The following is a 14,956-nucleotide window of genomic DNA, read 5'->3' as shown; positions in this document are numbered from 1 at the left end:
TGCGTTTTCGCCCTGACCGTCGGGCGGGCGTCATTATTTTGTCTGATTCAACACCAGCAGCAACGCTGCCGTTTGTGCATCCGGCGTGCCGTCAAAGCGCGTCGGGCGGTAGTGCATCTGGAAGGCCGCGAGCACATGACGGGTCGCTACATCAAGCTCGCCGGTCTGCGGCGTCGAGTAGCCCAGGCGCGCCAGTTGGCTCTGGAACCAGGTGATGCTCGGCAGTTCGGCATCGAACTGCGCCTGTTGGCGTGCCACCGCTTGTTCATTGGGCCAGAGCCCCAGCCCTTCGGCGGCCAGGCGCTTCCATGGGAACAGTGGCCCCGGGTCTAGCTTGCGCAGCGGGGCGATGTCGCTGTGGCCAATGATGTGGCGCGGGCTGATGCCCTGGCGTTTGCTGATGTCCTTGAGCAGAACGATCAGCGATTGCACCTGGGCTTCGCTGTAGGGATACCAGAGGCGACCGGTCGGTGTGTCCTTGAAACCCGGATTGACGATTTCGATGCCGATCGAGCTGGAGTTGAGCCAGGTGCGGCCTTGCCATTCGCTTTCGCCGGCATGCCAGGCACGGAGGTTCTCGTCCATCAGCTTGTAGATGGTGGCGTTCTTGTCGTCGCCGATCAGGTAATGGCTGCTGACTTCGCCGTGGGTCAGCAATTGCAGTGAGTGTTCGAGCGAGGCGGACGTGTAGTGCACGATCACAAACTGCACGCGACTGTCGTGATTGAGCGAAGGATGGCTGGTGTCAAAACGCGGGCCGCTGGCACAACCGGCCAGGAGGATCAGCGACACGAGGAGGGTAAAAAATTTCATGGCAGAGGGCAGTACACGCAAGACGATAATGCAACAGTGTAACGTATCGCCTCGCGCTTCGACGCTTGAAGGGCTGATTTAAACAATATGGAACAATTGCCTCAGCCCAGCTCCACCCGGTTACGCCCTGCGTTTTTCGCCCGGTAAAGCGCCTGATCGGCTCTTTTGAGCACCAGATCGCTGTGTTCTCCTGGCCGGAACGACGCCAGTCCCATGGAAACCGTGATCGTGACGCGCTCACCCTTGAAGTGAAACGGGCAGGCTTCGATGGCCGCTCGCAGGGTTTCCAGGAATTTGGCGCCGACGGCTGGCGTAGTGGCTGGCAGCAGCAGGACGAACTCTTCGCCGCCGAAACGAGCGATGAAGTCGCTGCCACGCAGGCGCTTGCGCAGCACCGTCGCGATGATCTTCAACACCTTGTCGCCGGCCAGATGGCCATAGTTATCGTTGATCCGTTTGAAATGATCGAGGTCGAGCATGGCCAGGCTCAGGGTGTTGCCGTGTTGCCGCCATTGAGCGATTTCATGTTCGAGCCGTTCGGTCCAGGCGGCGCGGTTGGGCAGGCCGGTGAGTGGATCGATCAGGGCTTTCTGGCGCTGCTCTTCAAGGTGTTCGCGATAGCCCAGCGCTTCCTGCTCCATGTGCGCCACGCGCTCGGCCAGGCTTTTCAGGCGTCCGGCGACTTCCTGTTCCCGGGCGTCTCGCTGCTTCTGGTGCTGATCCATGGTGCCGAGCAGGCCTTCGAGGTGGTTTTCCAGTACTTGCTTCAGATCATCCAGATCAGCCGCTTCCTGCACGCTGTTCTGCAAGCCGTCGACCTGTTCGCGGATCTGCGTGTCCATCGCCCGCGACGCGGAGCTGTTGTCGGCGTGGCCTTCGCTGGCGGCCTGCAAGTTGCTCTGAAATGCTTCGAGGCGTTCATTGAGTTGCTGCAGGTAGGCTTCGAATTCGTGCTGGCCGCTGTCGGTAATGGCCAGCATCAAGGTCGCCAGATCGTCGAGGATCGGCAGCAGTTCGTACCAGTTCAGACCGTTTTTCAGGCGGTCGCGCATGGCTTCGGCTTGCGGGCGGTGGCGCTCCGGCAGGGTCAGGTCATCCAGCAATCCGATCAGCGTGTCTTCGATATGTTTGGCGACCGAGCTGTAGGACGGTTCCGGCGAGTCGGGCAGGGCATAGAGAATGTCGTGCTCGGATTGCTCCGGATCGATGGCGGCCAGTGCCTGAGCGATGGGTTCGGGCAGGGGGAGGCTGTCGAGGATCACGGGTGGCGGGGTATCGCCGGGGTGGATCAGTTCGTCCGGATTAATGGCTTTCGGCGCTGCGGGCGCGAAAACCGGAGGAGGCGTGAAGGCCTGCGGCTCCGGCTCAGGCTTAGTGGGTTCTGGTTCGGTGGGTTCTGGTTCGCCGGGGGCCGTGGGGGCTTCGGTGAGGATTCTGGAAGGCTCAAAGGCAACCACCTCCGGCTCAGAATGGTACTCAGGCAGCGGCGCGGGAGTTTTCGCTGGTTCTGCCACGGTTTCGGCGACCGGTGCTTGGCTGGCGGGCGCAGGGGCGAGCGTTTCGCTGGTCGTGACAGGTGCTTCCTGCAAGGGCGCAATTTCATGCGTGACGGGCGTTTGGTCTGGCTGTGCTGGAGGCGCGACCACGCCAGGCTGAGTCACTGCGGCATGCGTTTCCTCGCTGTCGCGGCTGCCGAACAGGCGCTGCAACAGCCCCGGGCGCCCGGGTTCCGCTGGCGTCTCCAGCCGGCTCAAGGCCTTGCCCTGCAAGCCGCTGAGCTCGCTGAGCAACAGCGGCATTTCCCTTGCCTGACTGACCCGGCCGTCCAGTTGCTTGGCGAATTTCTTCAGCGGCTGGGCCACATCGCGGGGCAGCGGGAGGGATTGCAACTGAGTAACCAGCGCAGTCAGTGCGGTGCTGACCTGTTCGATCCGGGTTTCCCGGCGCTGCTCGGAATCGAGCACGGCTTTTTCCAGGCGTGGCAACAGGGCGGCGAGGCCGGCGTCCATGTCATCGGTGCGCACCACGTCGCGCATTTCTTTCATGCACTGATCGACTACGCGGTCGGTGCCTTCCGCCGCCAGGGTGCTGCGCACCAGACCACGGCGCAGCAAGTCGAGCCGGGCGTCCCATCGACGTTCGAGCTTTTCCTGTTGTTCGATGCTTTTGAGGTATTTCTCTTTCCAGCGCTGGGCTTCGTCGCTCATTCAGGGGTTCCGCGAAGGGCAGTGCTCAACGCGGGCAATGCATCGGCCGTGAGCGAACCCGGCAGACGAATCTCTACCGCGACCGGCAGGTGATCGGAAATCGGTTGTGCCAGCACTTCGACCTTTTCCAGGGCCAGGGTCGGGCTGAGCAGAATATGGTCCAGGCAACGCTGTGGGCGCCAGCTGGGGAATGTCGCTTCGAGTTGCGGGGCCAACAGGCCGAGGTCGCGCAACGGCGAGTGTTGCAGCAGATCGCTGGCGTGGGTATTCATGTCGCCCATCAGCACCTGATGCTTGTAGCCGCCGATCAGCTCGCGGATGTAGGCCAGTTGCATGCTGCGCACGCGCGCGCCCAGTGCCAGATGCATCATCACCACTACCAGCGCTTCCGGGCCCTCGCCAAAACGCACCAGAATTGCACCGCGCCCTTTCGGACCCGGCAGCGGGTGGTCCTCGATTGCCCACGGTCGCAGGCGACTGAGCACGCCATTGCTGTGCTGGGCCAGTCGGCCAAGGTTGCGATTGAGTTGTTGATACCAGTAAGGGAAGGCGCCCAGTTGGGCCAGGTGTTCGACCTGATTGACGTAGCCTGAACGAAGGCTGCCGCCATCGGCTTCCTGCAGGGCGACGAGATCGAAGTCGCCGAGCAGATTGCCGATCTTTTGCAGATTGCTGGAGCGCCCGGGGTGCGGCAGCAGATGCTGCCAGCTGCGGGTCAGGTAGTGCCGATAGCGCTCGGTGCTGATGCCGACCTGAATATTGAAGCTGAGCAAGCGCAGACGGCTGTCTGCGGGCAGGCCCGTCGATTCCAGGTGATGCTCGTTGACCTGCGGATCATGCAGGCCAACGACGCGTCCGGTTCCCCAGCGGCGCATGGCGATTGCCGCGCTTAGTTGGCGGCTGCCTTGCTGGCCGCTCGCTCTTTGGCCACCAGTTGGTCAGCCAGTTTCAGCGCTTGTTCGGCGCCGCCGGCAGAGCCGATGTCGAAGCGGTATTTACCGTTGACGATCATGGTTGGAACGCCGGAGATTTCATACTTCTTGGCCAGCTCGCGGGCTTTTACGATCTGCCCTTTGATGGCGAACGAATCGAAGGTCGCCAGGAACTTGTCCTTGTCCACGCCTTGAGTGGCGAGGAAGTCGGCCATGTCGTTCTTGTCTGTCAGTTTCTTGTGTTCTTTCTGGATCGCGTTGAATACGGCAGCGTGCACGTTGTGCTCGACGCCCATGGCTTCCAGGGTCAGGAACATTTGACCGTGAGCGTCCCAAGGACCGCCGAACATCGCAGGAATGCGCACGAAGTTGACGTCGGACGGCAGTTTCTCAACCCATGGATTGATCACCGGCTCGAACGCGTAGCAGTGCGGGCAGCCATACCAGAACAGCTCGACCACTTCGATCTTGCCAGGCACGGCGACCGGCACCGGGTTGCTCAGCTCGACGTAAGGGGCAGCAGGGGCTTCGGCGGCCTGGGCGGTCACGCCGAACAGGCTGGCAGCGACGAGGGCGGCGCTGATGATCAGGTTACGCATGCTTTACTCCTGGACAATTTTGGTCGCCTCGCGCGACCTGTTTTCAGACAGGTCCTGGCGGGCATGAGTTCTGTAGTGTAACGGCAGCGGCCACAAAAAAGGGCGGCCAAAGCCACCCTTTTTATACTTGCTGCGACGGATTAATCGAGCGTTAACGTGACAGGCGTTGGCCATTGCACGCAACGCTCGAATCGCGCGTCTTAGTGCAGGCCCTGAATGTAGCTGGAGACTGCCGCGATGTCTTCATCGCTCAGCTTGCGGGCGATGGTGCGCATGGTCATCGCGTCGCCGTCGTTGTTGCGGCCGGCTTCTTCTTTGCGGAAATCGGTCAGCTGCTTGGCGATGTACTGAGCGTGTTGGCCACCCAGGTGCGGGAAGCCGGCGGCTGCGTTGCCGGCGCCGTTCGGCGAGTGGCAACCGGTGCAGGCTGGCAGGCCTTTCTCGAGGTTGCCGCCACGGAACAGGGCTTCGCCGCGAGCGACGATCTTCGGATCGGCGGCACCGACGCTGCCTTTCTGGCTGGCGAAGTAGGCAGCGATATCGGCCAGGTCCTGATCGCTCAGGTTGGTCAGCAGGCCGGTCATTTCCAGAACGGTGCGCTTGCCCGACTTGATGTCGTGCAATTGCTTGGTCAGGTAACGTTCACCCTGTCCGGCCAGCTTTGGAAAGTTTGGCGCCATGCTGTTGCCATCCGGGCCATGGCAGGCCCCGCAAACGGCAGCCTTCGCCTGGCCTGCGGCGGCATCGCCTGCAGCATGGGCGAAACCTGAGATTCCCACGGTCAACAGCAGACTCACGATCAGTTTGTTCATCAGCTAATCCAACTACGGCTAAGGGTTAAGAGTTATGGACCGGGCTTACTCTCGCTCATCCATAGGATGATGGCCTGGTAATCCTCGGCACTGCAGTCCATGCACAAACCACGCGGCGGCATCGCCTTGAAACCCTGGGTCACGTGTTGCACCAGCGTCTCCATACCTTTCGCCAACCTCGGCGTCCAAGCTTCCTGATCGCCTCTTTTGGGCGCCATGGGTAGTTGGCCGGAATGACAGGCTCCACATACACGGTTGTACACGGCTTCCGGATCCTGTGTAGCCTGTGCGCTGTACAGCGGCATCAAGACTCCGGCAGCCAGCAGCCATTTCGTCATAAAACGACCTTTTCAGGGTTGAGAGCGTTCTGCGTTCTAATGCGCAATCAAAGTCTGTCGCTCTCGTGAACTTCATCCTTCGCTGGGACAAAGCACACACAAAATCTGCGGCATTATATACTGGCGCCACTGAAACGGAAGCGACACCGCGTTCCGCGCCTAATCCCGGCGCCGCCCACATCGGAAATCCCATGCAACTCAAGAATCCCATCCTCGGCCTGTGCCAACAGTCCACGTTCATGCTCAGTGCCGCCAAAGTCGATCAGTGCCCCGACGACGAAGGCTTTGAAGTGGCGTTCGCCGGTCGCTCCAACGCCGGTAAATCCAGCGCGCTGAACACTCTGACTCACGCCAGCCTGGCGCGCACCTCGAAAACCCCAGGTCGCACACAGCTGTTGAACTTCTTCAAGCTAGACGATGAACGGCGTCTGGTCGACCTCCCGGGCTACGGTTATGCAAAAGTACCGATCCCGCTCAAGCAACACTGGCAGCGTCACCTGGAGGCTTATCTCGGTGGCCGCGAGAGTTTGAAGGGTTTGATTCTGATGATGGACATCCGTCATCCAATGACCGATTTCGACCTGCTGATGCTCGACTGGGCCGTTGCCGCCGGCATGCCGATGCACATCCTGCTGACCAAGGCCGACAAGCTGACCTACGGCGCAGCCAAGAACACCCTGCTCAAGGTGCAGTCGGAAATCCGCAAGGGTTGGGGCGATCAAGTGACGATCCAGCTTTTCTCGGCCCCGAAACGCATGGGCCTGGAAGAGGCCTACACTGTGTTGGCAGGCTGGATGGAGCTGGCGGATAAAGGTGCCGAAGCGGCGACCGAGGCAGAATAAGGGGATTTCAAAACTGTCTGTGGTGCCGCCAGGCAAGGCACGGGCAGTTTTGAGGCAAAAAAAGCCCCGGACTTCATATGGGGAGGGAGAAGTTCCGGGGTTTAAGCTCCGAACCGCTAGGGCGGGGTTCAGATATCTGCCAACACTTAACACAACATAGGAGCATCGAAGGGCTTCACCAGCCATTCAGTATCTCTGAGTGCCTTGTCGCAAGATTAGTTCAGAATTTTTTCAAAGAACTTTGGAATAAGCTCAAGAACGATCAGGCCTAAGCGGTTTTCGATGCCTTTGCCGCGACGCTCTGTCGCGGCAAAACCCCGTCTCAGAAACCTCAGTGCGCCTCGTCCCAGTTGTTGCCAACCCCGACTTCCACCAGTAACGGCACGTCCAGTTTTGCCGCTTCGCTCATGTGCACGCGTATTTCTTCGCGAACCTGATCGACCAGATCCTCGCGTACCTCCAGCACCAGTTCATCGTGCACCTGCAGGATGACTTTGGCGTCCAGCCCGGAAGCGCTCAGCCAGTTATCCACCGCCACCATGGCTTTCTTGATGATGTCCGCTGCGGTGCCCTGCATCGGCGCGTTGATAGCGGTGCGCTCGGCGGCGGCACGTTCCTGCGGCTTGTTGGAGTTGATGTCCGGCAGATACAGACGACGACCGAAAATCGTTTCCACGAAACCCTGATCTGCTGCCTGCGCGCGGGTGCGGTCCATGTACTCGCGAACGCCCGGGTAGCGCGCGAAATAGGTGTCGATGTAGGCCTTGGCGGTCTTGGTGTCGACGCCGATGTCCTTGCCCAGCTTCTGCGCGCCCATGCCGTAAATCAGGCCGAAGTTGATCGCCTTGGCGCCACGGCGCTGGTCGGAGGTCACTTCGTTCAGCTCGACCTTGAATACTTCCGCTGCCGTTGCTGTGTGCACGTCCAGATTGTTGCGGAAGGCGTTCATCAAGCCCTCGTCGCGGGACAGGTGCGCCATGATCCGCAGTTCAATCTGCGAGTAGTCCGCCGCCAGCAGTTTGTAGCCTTTCGGCGCGACGAACGCCTGGCGGATGCGCCGGCCTTCGGCGGTGCGCACCGGGATGTTCTGCAGGTTCGGATCGCTCGACGACAGGCGACCGGTCGACGCAACGGCCTGATGATATGAGGTGTGGATACGTCCGGTGCGCGGGTTGATCTGCTCCGGCAGGCGATCGGTGTAGGTACTCTTCAACTTGCTCATGGAACGGTGTTCCATCAGCACTTTCGGCAAGCGGTGATCGTCTTCGGCCAGCTTCGCCAGCACTTCTTCGGCGGTGGATGGCTGGCCCTTGGCGGTCTTCTTCAGCACCGGCAGGCCGAGTTTTTCGTAGAGGATCACGCCCAGTTGCTTCGGCGAGCCGAGGTTGAATTCTTCACCGGCGATTTCGAAGGCTTCACGCTCCAGCGCGACCATCTTGTTGCCCAGCTCAATGCTCTGGATGCCGAGCAGTTCAGCGTCGACGAACGCGCCCTGGCGTTCGATGCGAGCGAGCACCGGCACCAGCGGGATCTCGATATCCGTCAGTACGCTGGCCAGGCTCGGGATGGCGCTCAGCTTCTCGAACAGCGTCTGGTGCAGGCGCAGGGTCACGTCGGCATCTTCGGCGGCATACGGCCCGGCCTGTTCCAGGGCGATCTGGTCGAAGGTCAGCTGCTTGGCGCCTTTGCCGGCGATGTCCTGGAAGCTCACGGTGGTGTGATCGAGGTACTTCTGCGCCAGGCTGTCCATGTCGTGACGAGTGGCGGTGGAGTTGAGCACGTAGGACTCAAGCATCGTGTCGAAGGCAACCCCGCGTACGGTGATGCCTTCGTTCTGGTCGCCACCGATGGCGCAGTTGGCCAGGATGTTCATGTCGAACTTGGCGTGCTGGCCGACCTTGAGCTTGTTCGGGTCTTCCAGGATCGGCTTGAGCGCGCGCAGCACGGTGTCGCGATCCAGTTGCTCCGGCACGCCGATGTAGGAGTGGGTCAGCGGGATGTAGGCTGCTTCGTTGGCTTGCACCGAGAAGGACAGACCGACCAGTTGTGCCTGTTGGGCGTCGATCCCGGTGGTTTCGGTGTCGAAGGCGAACAGCTTGGCGTTCTTCAGCTTTTCCAGCCAGACGTCGAAGCGCGCCTGATCGAGGATCGTTTCATACGCGGCTTCAGTCGGAGCGGCGGGCGCTTCTTCTACGACAGGCGCGCTGAACAGATCGCCGGCCGGCGCAGGCTCGGTGGCAACGCTCAGTTCCAGACGCTTGGCGTCCCGCTGCAGATCGTTGATCCAGCTCTTGAACTCCAGCAGGGTGTAAAGCTCAAGCAGTTTGGCCGGATCTTCCGGGCCCATTTGCAGGTCGTCGAGGCCGATATCCAGCGGCACGTCAACCTTGATGGTCGCCAGTTGATAAGAGAGGAACGCCATCTCCTTGTGCTCTTCGAGCTTGGCCGGCAGGGTCTTGGCGCCGCGAATCGGCAGGGTCGGCACGATGTCGAGCTGCGCATACAGCTCGGTCAGGCCACCGTTGACGCCCACCAGCAGGCCGGAAGCAGTCTTCGGACCGATACCCGGAACGCCGGGGATATTGTCGGAAGAGTCGCCCATCAGGGCCAGATAATCGATGATCTGCTCGGGAGCGACGCCGAATTTCTCCTTCACGCCCTCCACGTCCATCGAACTACCGGACATGGTGTTGACCAAGGTAATGTGGCCGTCGACCAGTTGCGCCATGTCCTTGTCGCCGGTGGAGATGATCACCGGGCGATCGGCAGCCGCGCTGCTGCGAGCCAGGGTGCCGATCACGTCATCGGCCTCGACGCCTTCGACGCACAGCAGCGGGAAACCGAGGGCGATCACGCTCTGGTGCAGCGGCTCGATCTGCACGCGCATGTCGTCCGGCATGCTTGGGCGGTTGGCCTTGTATTCGGCGTACATCTCATCGCGAAATGTCCCACCCTTGGCGTCGAACACCACGGCGAACGGGCTGTCCGGATACTGCTTGCGCAGGCTCTTGAGCATGTTCAACACGCCTTTGACCGCACCGGTCGGCATGCCTTTGGAGGTGGTCAGCGGTGGCAGCGCGTGAAAGGCGCGGTACAGGTAAGACGAACCGTCCACCAGGACGAGGGGGGCTTGGCTCATGAGCAGAATCAACCTTTTCGGCGGGCCCGGCGCTAGAATAGCGGGACCATTGACGACAAAGGGACAAGGTTATCATGCGTACGTTAAATCGCTTGCTGCTGGTCAGTCTGATTGCTGTCTCACCGCTGGCCGCGATGGCGGCGGATGATGCGCCATCCTCGGAGCCGGAAGTTACCATTAGCACGCACACGGAAGGCGACAAGGTCATTCAGGAATACAGCCGGAGTGGATTCGTGTATGCGATCAAGGTCACACCGAAGGGCGGCAAACCCTATTTCCTGGTGCGCGCCGATGGTACGGACGCGAACTACATCCGGTCCGACCAGCCGGATATGCTGATTCCGTCGTGGGAAATCTTTACCTGGAAGTAAGTTTCCTGACTTTTAATCGGCGCCGTCTGATGGCGGCGCCAGAACTGAGCAGTTTTTAACCATGTCTGTGTTCACCCCCCTGGCTCGGCCCGAGCTGGAAACCTTTCTCGCCCCTTACGGGCTCGGCCGTCTGCTCGATTTCCAGGGGATCGCCGCCGGCAGCGAAAACACCAACTTCTTCATCAGCATGGAAAAGGGCGAGTTTGTCCTGACCCTGGTCGAGCGCGGGCCGGTGCAGGAAATGCCGTTCTTCATCGACCTGCTCGACGTGTTGCACGAAGCCGATCTGCCGGTGCCTTACGCACTGCGCACCACTGACGGCGTGGCCTTGCGCGAGCTGAAAGGCAAACCGGCACTGCTGCAGCCGCGTCTGGCGGGCAAGCACATCAAGCAGGCCAACGCCCAGCATTGCGCGCAGGTCGGTGACCTACAGGCGCATCTGCACCTGGCGACCCAGGGCGACAACATGATCAAGCGCAAGACCGATCGTGGCCTGGACTGGATGCTGGAGGAGGGTACTCAGTTCCTTTCGCACCTGAGCGATGAACCGCGCGCACTGCTGCAAACCGCGCTCGATGAAATCACTCAACAGAAAGAGAAAATTCTCGCGCTGCCACGGGCGAACATCCACGCCGATCTGTTCCGCGACAACGCGATGTTCGAAGGCACTCACCTGACCGGGCTGATCGACTTCTACAACGCCTGCTCCGGGCCGATGCTCTATGACGTGGCGATTGCTCTGAACGACTGGTGCTCTGACGATGACGGTCTGATCGACGGCCCGCGTGCGCGTGCGTTCCTGGGTGCCTACGCGGCACTGCGACCGTTCACGGCTGCCGAAGCCGAGCTGTGGCCGACCATGTTGCGAGTGGCGTGCGTGCGGTTCTGGCTTTCGCGGTTGATCGCGGCGGAATCGTTCGCCGGGCAGGACGTGCTGATCCACGATCCGAAAGAGTTCGAGCAGCGGCTGGCGCAGCGTCAGGCGGTCAATACGCCGCTACCTTTCGCCCTGTAAAAGAAAAACCGCAGCCTGTTTGCAGGCTGCGGTTTTTTGTATCAGAGCGATTCGAGACAGCCCGCCAGGTCATTCCCCAGCTTCTCCAGCACTTGCTCGTAACCCTGAGCCGTCGCTGGCGTGTACCCGCCCAACGCATCCAGCTCCGCCAGCTTCACCGGCAGGCCCGCCACCAGCGTTTCGGCCAGGCGTGGACGCAGCGGCGGCTCACTGAACACGCAGGTCTTGCCGACCTCCTGCAATCGCGCGCGCATCGCCGCCACATGCTGGGCGCCCGGCTGCACTTCCGCCGCCACGCTGAATACGCCGGTGTGTTTCAGGCCGTAGGCGTCTTCGAAGTAGTCGAAGGCTTCGTGGAAGACGAAGTAGGGTTTGCCTTCAATACCGGCCAGGCGTTTCTTCAAGCGCTGGTCGAGTGCATCCAGACGCTCATCGAACGCCTTGGCGTTGCTCTGGTAGCGCTCGGCATTGGCCGGGTCTGCGGCGCTCAGGTCAGCAGCCATTTTGTCGGCAATAACCCGCGCGTTCACCGGCGATAGCCACAAATGCGCATCGAGGCTGCCCGGGCGATGATCGTGATCGTGTTCGTCGGCTTCTTCAGCGTGGGAGTGGCTGTCCGCAGCGAAACGACGCAGCTTCATGCCTGAAAGATCCTGTACCGCGACGCTCGGCAGCGTACGACCGTTCAGCACGCGAGGCAGGAAACCTTCCATGTCCGGGCCGATCCAGTACAGCAGGTCCACCGATTGCACCTTGCGCACGTCGGACGGACGCAACGCGTAGTTATGCGGCGAAGCCCCCGGCGGTAGCAGCACTTCCGGAATCGATACACCGTCCTGCACTGCAGCGGCGATCAATTGCAGGGGCTTGATGCTGGTGAGGACTCTGACCTCGGCCTGAGCCGGACCGATCAGCAGAAAACCGGTGATGAATACGACAAAAACAGAAAAAAGTCGGGACACGATGACCACTCAATGAGGCGAGAACGGGTAACATAATAACGTCTCTAACCAAACTCGTCGCCGCTCATGCCTATTACCCCGATTGCCAGCCGTCCCCACGACCACTCGCACTGCGTTCACAGCGCGCTGTCCGAGGCCGATGCCCTGTGTGCACAGAAAGGCTTGCGCCTGACCGCGCTGCGCCGGCGAGTGCTGGAACTGGTCTGGCAGAGCCACAAGCCGCTGGGTGCCTACGACATTCTGGCGGTGCTCAGCGAGCAGGACGGCCGCCGCGCTGCTCCGCCAACCGTGTATCGGGCGCTGGACTTCCTGCTGGAAAACGGCCTGGTGCACCGCATTTCCTCGCTCAACGCCTTCGTCGGTTGCGTTCACCCGGAGCATTCGCACCAGGGCCAGTTCCTGATCTGCCGCGAATGCCACGCCGCCATCGAACTTGAACAAAAAAGCATCAGCGACGCCATTGTTCACAGTGCCAAGGACGTCGGCTTCATCGTCGAAGCCCAGACCGTAGAAGTGGTCGGCCTCTGCTCCGGTTGTCGGGGGGCTTGATGAGCGATGCGCTGATCCGTCTGGAGCAGGTGGCGGTCCGGTTTGCCGGGCAGAACGTGCTGGACAACATTCACCTGAGCGTCGAGCCGGGGCAGATCGTCACCCTGATCGGCCCCAACGGCGCCGGCAAGACCACCCTGGTGCGTGCCGTGCTCGGGCTGCTGAAACCCGACAGCGGCAGCGTCTGGCGCAAACCGAAACTGCGCGTCGGTTACATGCCGCAGAAACTTCACGTCGATCCGACCTTGCCGCTGTCGGTGCTGCGCTTCCTGCGGCTGGTGCCGGGGGTCGATCGCCCGCGTGCGCTGGCGGCACTCAAGGAAGTCGGCGCCGAGCACGTCATCGACAGCCCGGTGCAAAGCGTTTCCGGCGGTGAAATGCAGCGGGTATTGCTGGCCCGTGCCTTGTTGCGCGAGCCGGAGCTGCTGGTGCTCGACGAGCCGGTTCAGGGCGTCGATGTCGCCGGACAAGCCGAGCTGTACAGCCTGATCACCCGACTGCGTGACCGTCACGGCTGCGGCGTATTGATGGTTTCTCACGATCTGCATCTGGTGATGAGCACCACCGATCAGGTGGTGTGTCTCAACCGTCACGTCTGCTGCTCCGGGCATCCCGAGCAGGTCAGCGGCGATCCGGCCTTCGTCGAGCTGTTTGGCAACAATGCGCCGAGCCTGGCGATCTATCACCACCATCATGATCACGCCCACGACCTGCACGGGTCGGTGGTCAAAGGGCCCCTGTCGGTCCAACCTCACGTTCACGGAGATAGCTGCAAGCATGGCTGATTTTCTGTTCTACGCCCTGCTTGCAGGTCTGGCGCTGGCGGTGGTCGCGGGGCCGCTGGGCTCGTTCGTGGTCTGGCGGCGCATGGCCTATTTTGGTGACACTCTGTCCCACGCCGCACTGCTCGGCGTGGCGCTGGGCTTTCTGCTGGATGTCAGCCCGACTGTCGCGGTGACCGTGGGCTGCCTGCTGCTGGCGGTGCTGCTGGTGACCTTGCAGCAGCGCCAGCCACTGGCGTCCGACACGCTGTTGGGCATTCTTGCGCCGAGCACGCTCTCTCTCGGGCTGGTCGTACTAAGCTTCATGCATGAAGTGCGGATCGACCTGATGGCCTATCTGTTCGGCGACCTGCTGGCGATCAGCCCGACCGATCTGGCGTGGATCCTCGGCGGCAGCGCGGCGGTGCTGGTGTTGCTGGTGACCTTGTGGCGCCCGCTGCTGGCGATCACCGTGCACGAAGAACTGGCGCGGGTCGAAGGCCTGCCGGTGGCCGGATTGCGCATGGCGCTGATGTTGTTGATTGCGGTGGTGATCGCGGTGGCGATGAAAATCGTCGGTGTGTTGCTCATTACATCGCTGTTGATCATCCCGGCGGCTGCGGCACAACGTCACGCCCGTTCGCCGGAGCAGATGGCACTGGGCGCGAGCGTGCTGGGCATGCTCGCCGTGTGTGGCGGGCTGGCGCTGTCCTGGTTCAAGGACACCCCGGCCGGCCCGTCCATCGTTGTGACGGCGGCCGCACTGTTTCTGCTGAGTTTTGTTCTGCCCCGTCGAGGGGTGTAGACTTGCTCGTTTTTTGCGCAAATAGAGAGTCGCAGGAATGAAGCCGTTCGCCTCCCGTTATCTGCTCCTTGTGGCCTTTTCAGTGCTGCTGGGCGCCTGCCAAAGCACGCCGCCGGTGGCCGAAGTCCCCGATGCGCGGGCCACGGCCATCGCACAGCTGGAGCAAAGTCTGGCCAGCAGCGAACTGGCCACTGCCGAAGACCAATTGGCAGCCTTGCAGGCCGAAACACCCAACGATCAATCCCTTGAGCAATACCAGCGCCAGTTGGCCGAGGCCTATCTGCGTCGCAGCCAGATCGTCCTGCAAAAGGGCGATGTGAATGCGGCGGCGACTGCGCTGGCCCGTGCCCGCGTGCTGATGCCCAAGGCTCCGGCGCTGACGGGTGGCGTCAATGGCGCGATCACTGAAGCGCGCAAGGCTGAACTGGAGAAAGCCGAAGCGGCGCTGCAAGCCGCTGAAGCCAAGCCGAAAGCCAAGGTGATCGATCCGACTGCGCAAAGCACTACGGTCGCGCTGAATATCACCGACAGCCGCAAACTTCGTCGCCAACTGGATGCGATCGCCGCCGATGTGGTGAATTACGACTGTGCGGTAAGCATTCAGGCTCCACGCACCAATGATTACCCGTGGCTGGCGACGTTGATCACCAAGCGCGTGAAGAAGCTTGATCCGGATTTCGATCTGAAAATCGAGAAACAGATTCTGCGCAGCGTGCCGGCACAGATGGTTCTGAGCCCGCGCAAACCCTGAAAAGCTTCGTCGGAACGCCGCCCGAGCAAGCCCGCTCCCGCATTGAGTTCATGTGAGAAC

The 14,956-nt window shown here is 61.4% G+C and carries 15 protein-coding genes; 7 read left to right on the top strand and 8 right to left on the bottom strand.

The features are described 5' to 3' along the window. Positions 1 to 33: 33 nt before the first annotated feature. The 6 genes from CAF79_RS03315 to CAF79_RS03290 all read right to left on the bottom strand — a co-directional run bounded on the left by CAF79_RS03315 (position 34) and on the right by CAF79_RS03290 (position 5,701). On the bottom strand, positions 34 to 813 hold the full coding sequence (locus tag CAF79_RS03315; RefSeq protein ID WP_085696561.1) for an N-acetylmuramoyl-L-alanine amidase: 780 nt from the start codon (positions 811 to 813) through the stop codon (positions 34 to 36). Between the two features lie 101 nt (positions 814 to 914). After that, positions 915 to 3,020, bottom strand: a complete 2,106-nt coding sequence (locus CAF79_RS03310; protein ID WP_085696560.1) for a diguanylate cyclase — start codon at positions 3,018 to 3,020, stop codon at positions 915 to 917. After that, on the bottom strand, positions 3,017 to 3,895 hold the full coding sequence (locus tag CAF79_RS03305; protein ID WP_085696559.1) for an endonuclease/exonuclease/phosphatase family protein: 879 nt from the start codon (positions 3,893 to 3,895) through the stop codon (positions 3,017 to 3,019). The genes CAF79_RS03310 and CAF79_RS03305 overlap by 4 nt, the downstream gene beginning before the upstream one ends. A gap of 14 nt (positions 3,896 to 3,909) precedes the next feature. After that, on the bottom strand, positions 3,910 to 4,551 hold the full coding sequence (locus tag CAF79_RS03300) for a thiol:disulfide interchange protein DsbA/DsbL (protein ID WP_085696558.1): 642 nt from the start codon (positions 4,549 to 4,551) through the stop codon (positions 3,910 to 3,912). A gap of 200 nt (positions 4,552 to 4,751) precedes the next feature. Further along, positions 4,752 to 5,363 carry a cytochrome c gene (locus CAF79_RS03295; protein ID WP_039764863.1) on the bottom strand — a complete coding sequence of 204 codons (612 nt, stop codon included), beginning with the start codon at positions 5,361 to 5,363 and terminating at the stop codon, positions 4,752 to 4,754. Positions 5,364 to 5,395: 32 nt separating this feature from the next. Next, positions 5,396 to 5,701, bottom strand: a complete 306-nt coding sequence (locus CAF79_RS03290) for a cytochrome c5 family protein (protein WP_085696557.1) — start codon at positions 5,699 to 5,701, stop codon at positions 5,396 to 5,398. Positions 5,702 to 5,892: 191 nt separating this feature from the next. Between CAF79_RS03290 and yihA the strand changes: the two genes are divergently transcribed. Further along, on the top strand, positions 5,893 to 6,543 hold the full coding sequence (gene yihA / locus CAF79_RS03285) for a ribosome biogenesis GTP-binding protein YihA/YsxC (RefSeq protein ID WP_085696556.1): 651 nt from the start codon (positions 5,893 to 5,895) through the stop codon (positions 6,541 to 6,543). A gap of 331 nt (positions 6,544 to 6,874) precedes the next feature. Here the strand turns inward: yihA and polA are convergent, their stop codons facing one another. Next, positions 6,875 to 9,682: a DNA polymerase I gene (gene polA / locus CAF79_RS03280; protein ID WP_085696554.1), complete on the bottom strand. Its 2,808-nt coding sequence runs from the start codon at positions 9,680 to 9,682 to the stop codon at positions 6,875 to 6,877. A gap of 74 nt (positions 9,683 to 9,756) precedes the next feature. Here polA and CAF79_RS03275 point away from each other — a divergent pair, with 74 nt between their 5' ends. Beyond that, positions 9,757 to 10,053: a DUF2782 domain-containing protein gene (locus CAF79_RS03275; protein ID WP_085696553.1), complete on the top strand. Its 297-nt coding sequence runs from the start codon at positions 9,757 to 9,759 to the stop codon at positions 10,051 to 10,053. 61 nt (positions 10,054 to 10,114) lie between these two features. Then, positions 10,115 to 11,068, top strand: coding sequence for a homoserine kinase (locus tag CAF79_RS03270; protein WP_085696551.1), 954 nt, complete (start codon positions 10,115 to 10,117; stop codon positions 11,066 to 11,068). A 41-nt stretch (positions 11,069 to 11,109) separates the two neighbouring features. On the opposite strand, the gene CAF79_RS03265 is transcribed toward CAF79_RS03270, so the two are convergent. Beyond that, a complete protein-coding gene (locus CAF79_RS03265) occupies positions 11,110 to 12,030 on the bottom strand; it encodes a zinc ABC transporter substrate-binding protein (protein ID WP_085696550.1) in 921 nt (306 codons plus the stop codon). Positions 12,031 to 12,096: 66 nt separating this feature from the next. On the opposite strand from CAF79_RS03265, the gene zur reads away from it, so the two are divergent. Genes zur through CAF79_RS03245 form a run of 4 tightly spaced genes read left to right on the top strand, consistent with a single transcriptional unit; the run spans position 12,097 to position 14,896 of the window. Continuing rightward, the gene (gene zur / locus CAF79_RS03260; RefSeq protein ID WP_085696548.1) at positions 12,097 to 12,579 is read left to right on the top strand and encodes a zinc uptake transcriptional repressor Zur; all 483 of its coding nucleotides are present in this window, start codon (positions 12,097 to 12,099) and stop codon (positions 12,577 to 12,579) included. Continuing rightward, complete coding sequence (gene znuC / locus CAF79_RS03255) at positions 12,579 to 13,364, top strand: zinc ABC transporter ATP-binding protein ZnuC (RefSeq protein WP_085696547.1); 786 nt, start codon at positions 12,579 to 12,581, stop codon at positions 13,362 to 13,364. Before zur ends, znuC begins: the two co-directional genes overlap by 1 nt. Further along, positions 13,357 to 14,145 (top strand): zinc ABC transporter permease subunit ZnuB, encoded by a 789-nt coding sequence (gene znuB / locus CAF79_RS03250; protein WP_085647186.1) that lies wholly within the window; start codon positions 13,357 to 13,359, stop codon positions 14,143 to 14,145. The genes znuC and znuB overlap by 8 nt, the downstream gene beginning before the upstream one ends. Positions 14,146 to 14,182: 37 nt before the next feature. Continuing rightward, positions 14,183 to 14,896 carry a PA5502 family lipoprotein gene (locus CAF79_RS03245; protein WP_085696545.1) on the top strand — a complete coding sequence of 238 codons (714 nt, stop codon included), beginning with the start codon at positions 14,183 to 14,185 and terminating at the stop codon, positions 14,894 to 14,896. Positions 14,897 to 14,956 lie beyond the last annotated feature (60 nt).

The sequence above is a fragment of the Pseudomonas sp. B26(2017) genome (assembly GCF_002113045.1).
Classification (GTDB): Bacteria; Pseudomonadota; Gammaproteobacteria; order Pseudomonadales; family Pseudomonadaceae; genus Aquipseudomonas.
The sequence above is the reverse complement of the archived record's forward strand: the minus strand, read 5'-3'. Positions and strand labels throughout refer to the sequence as shown.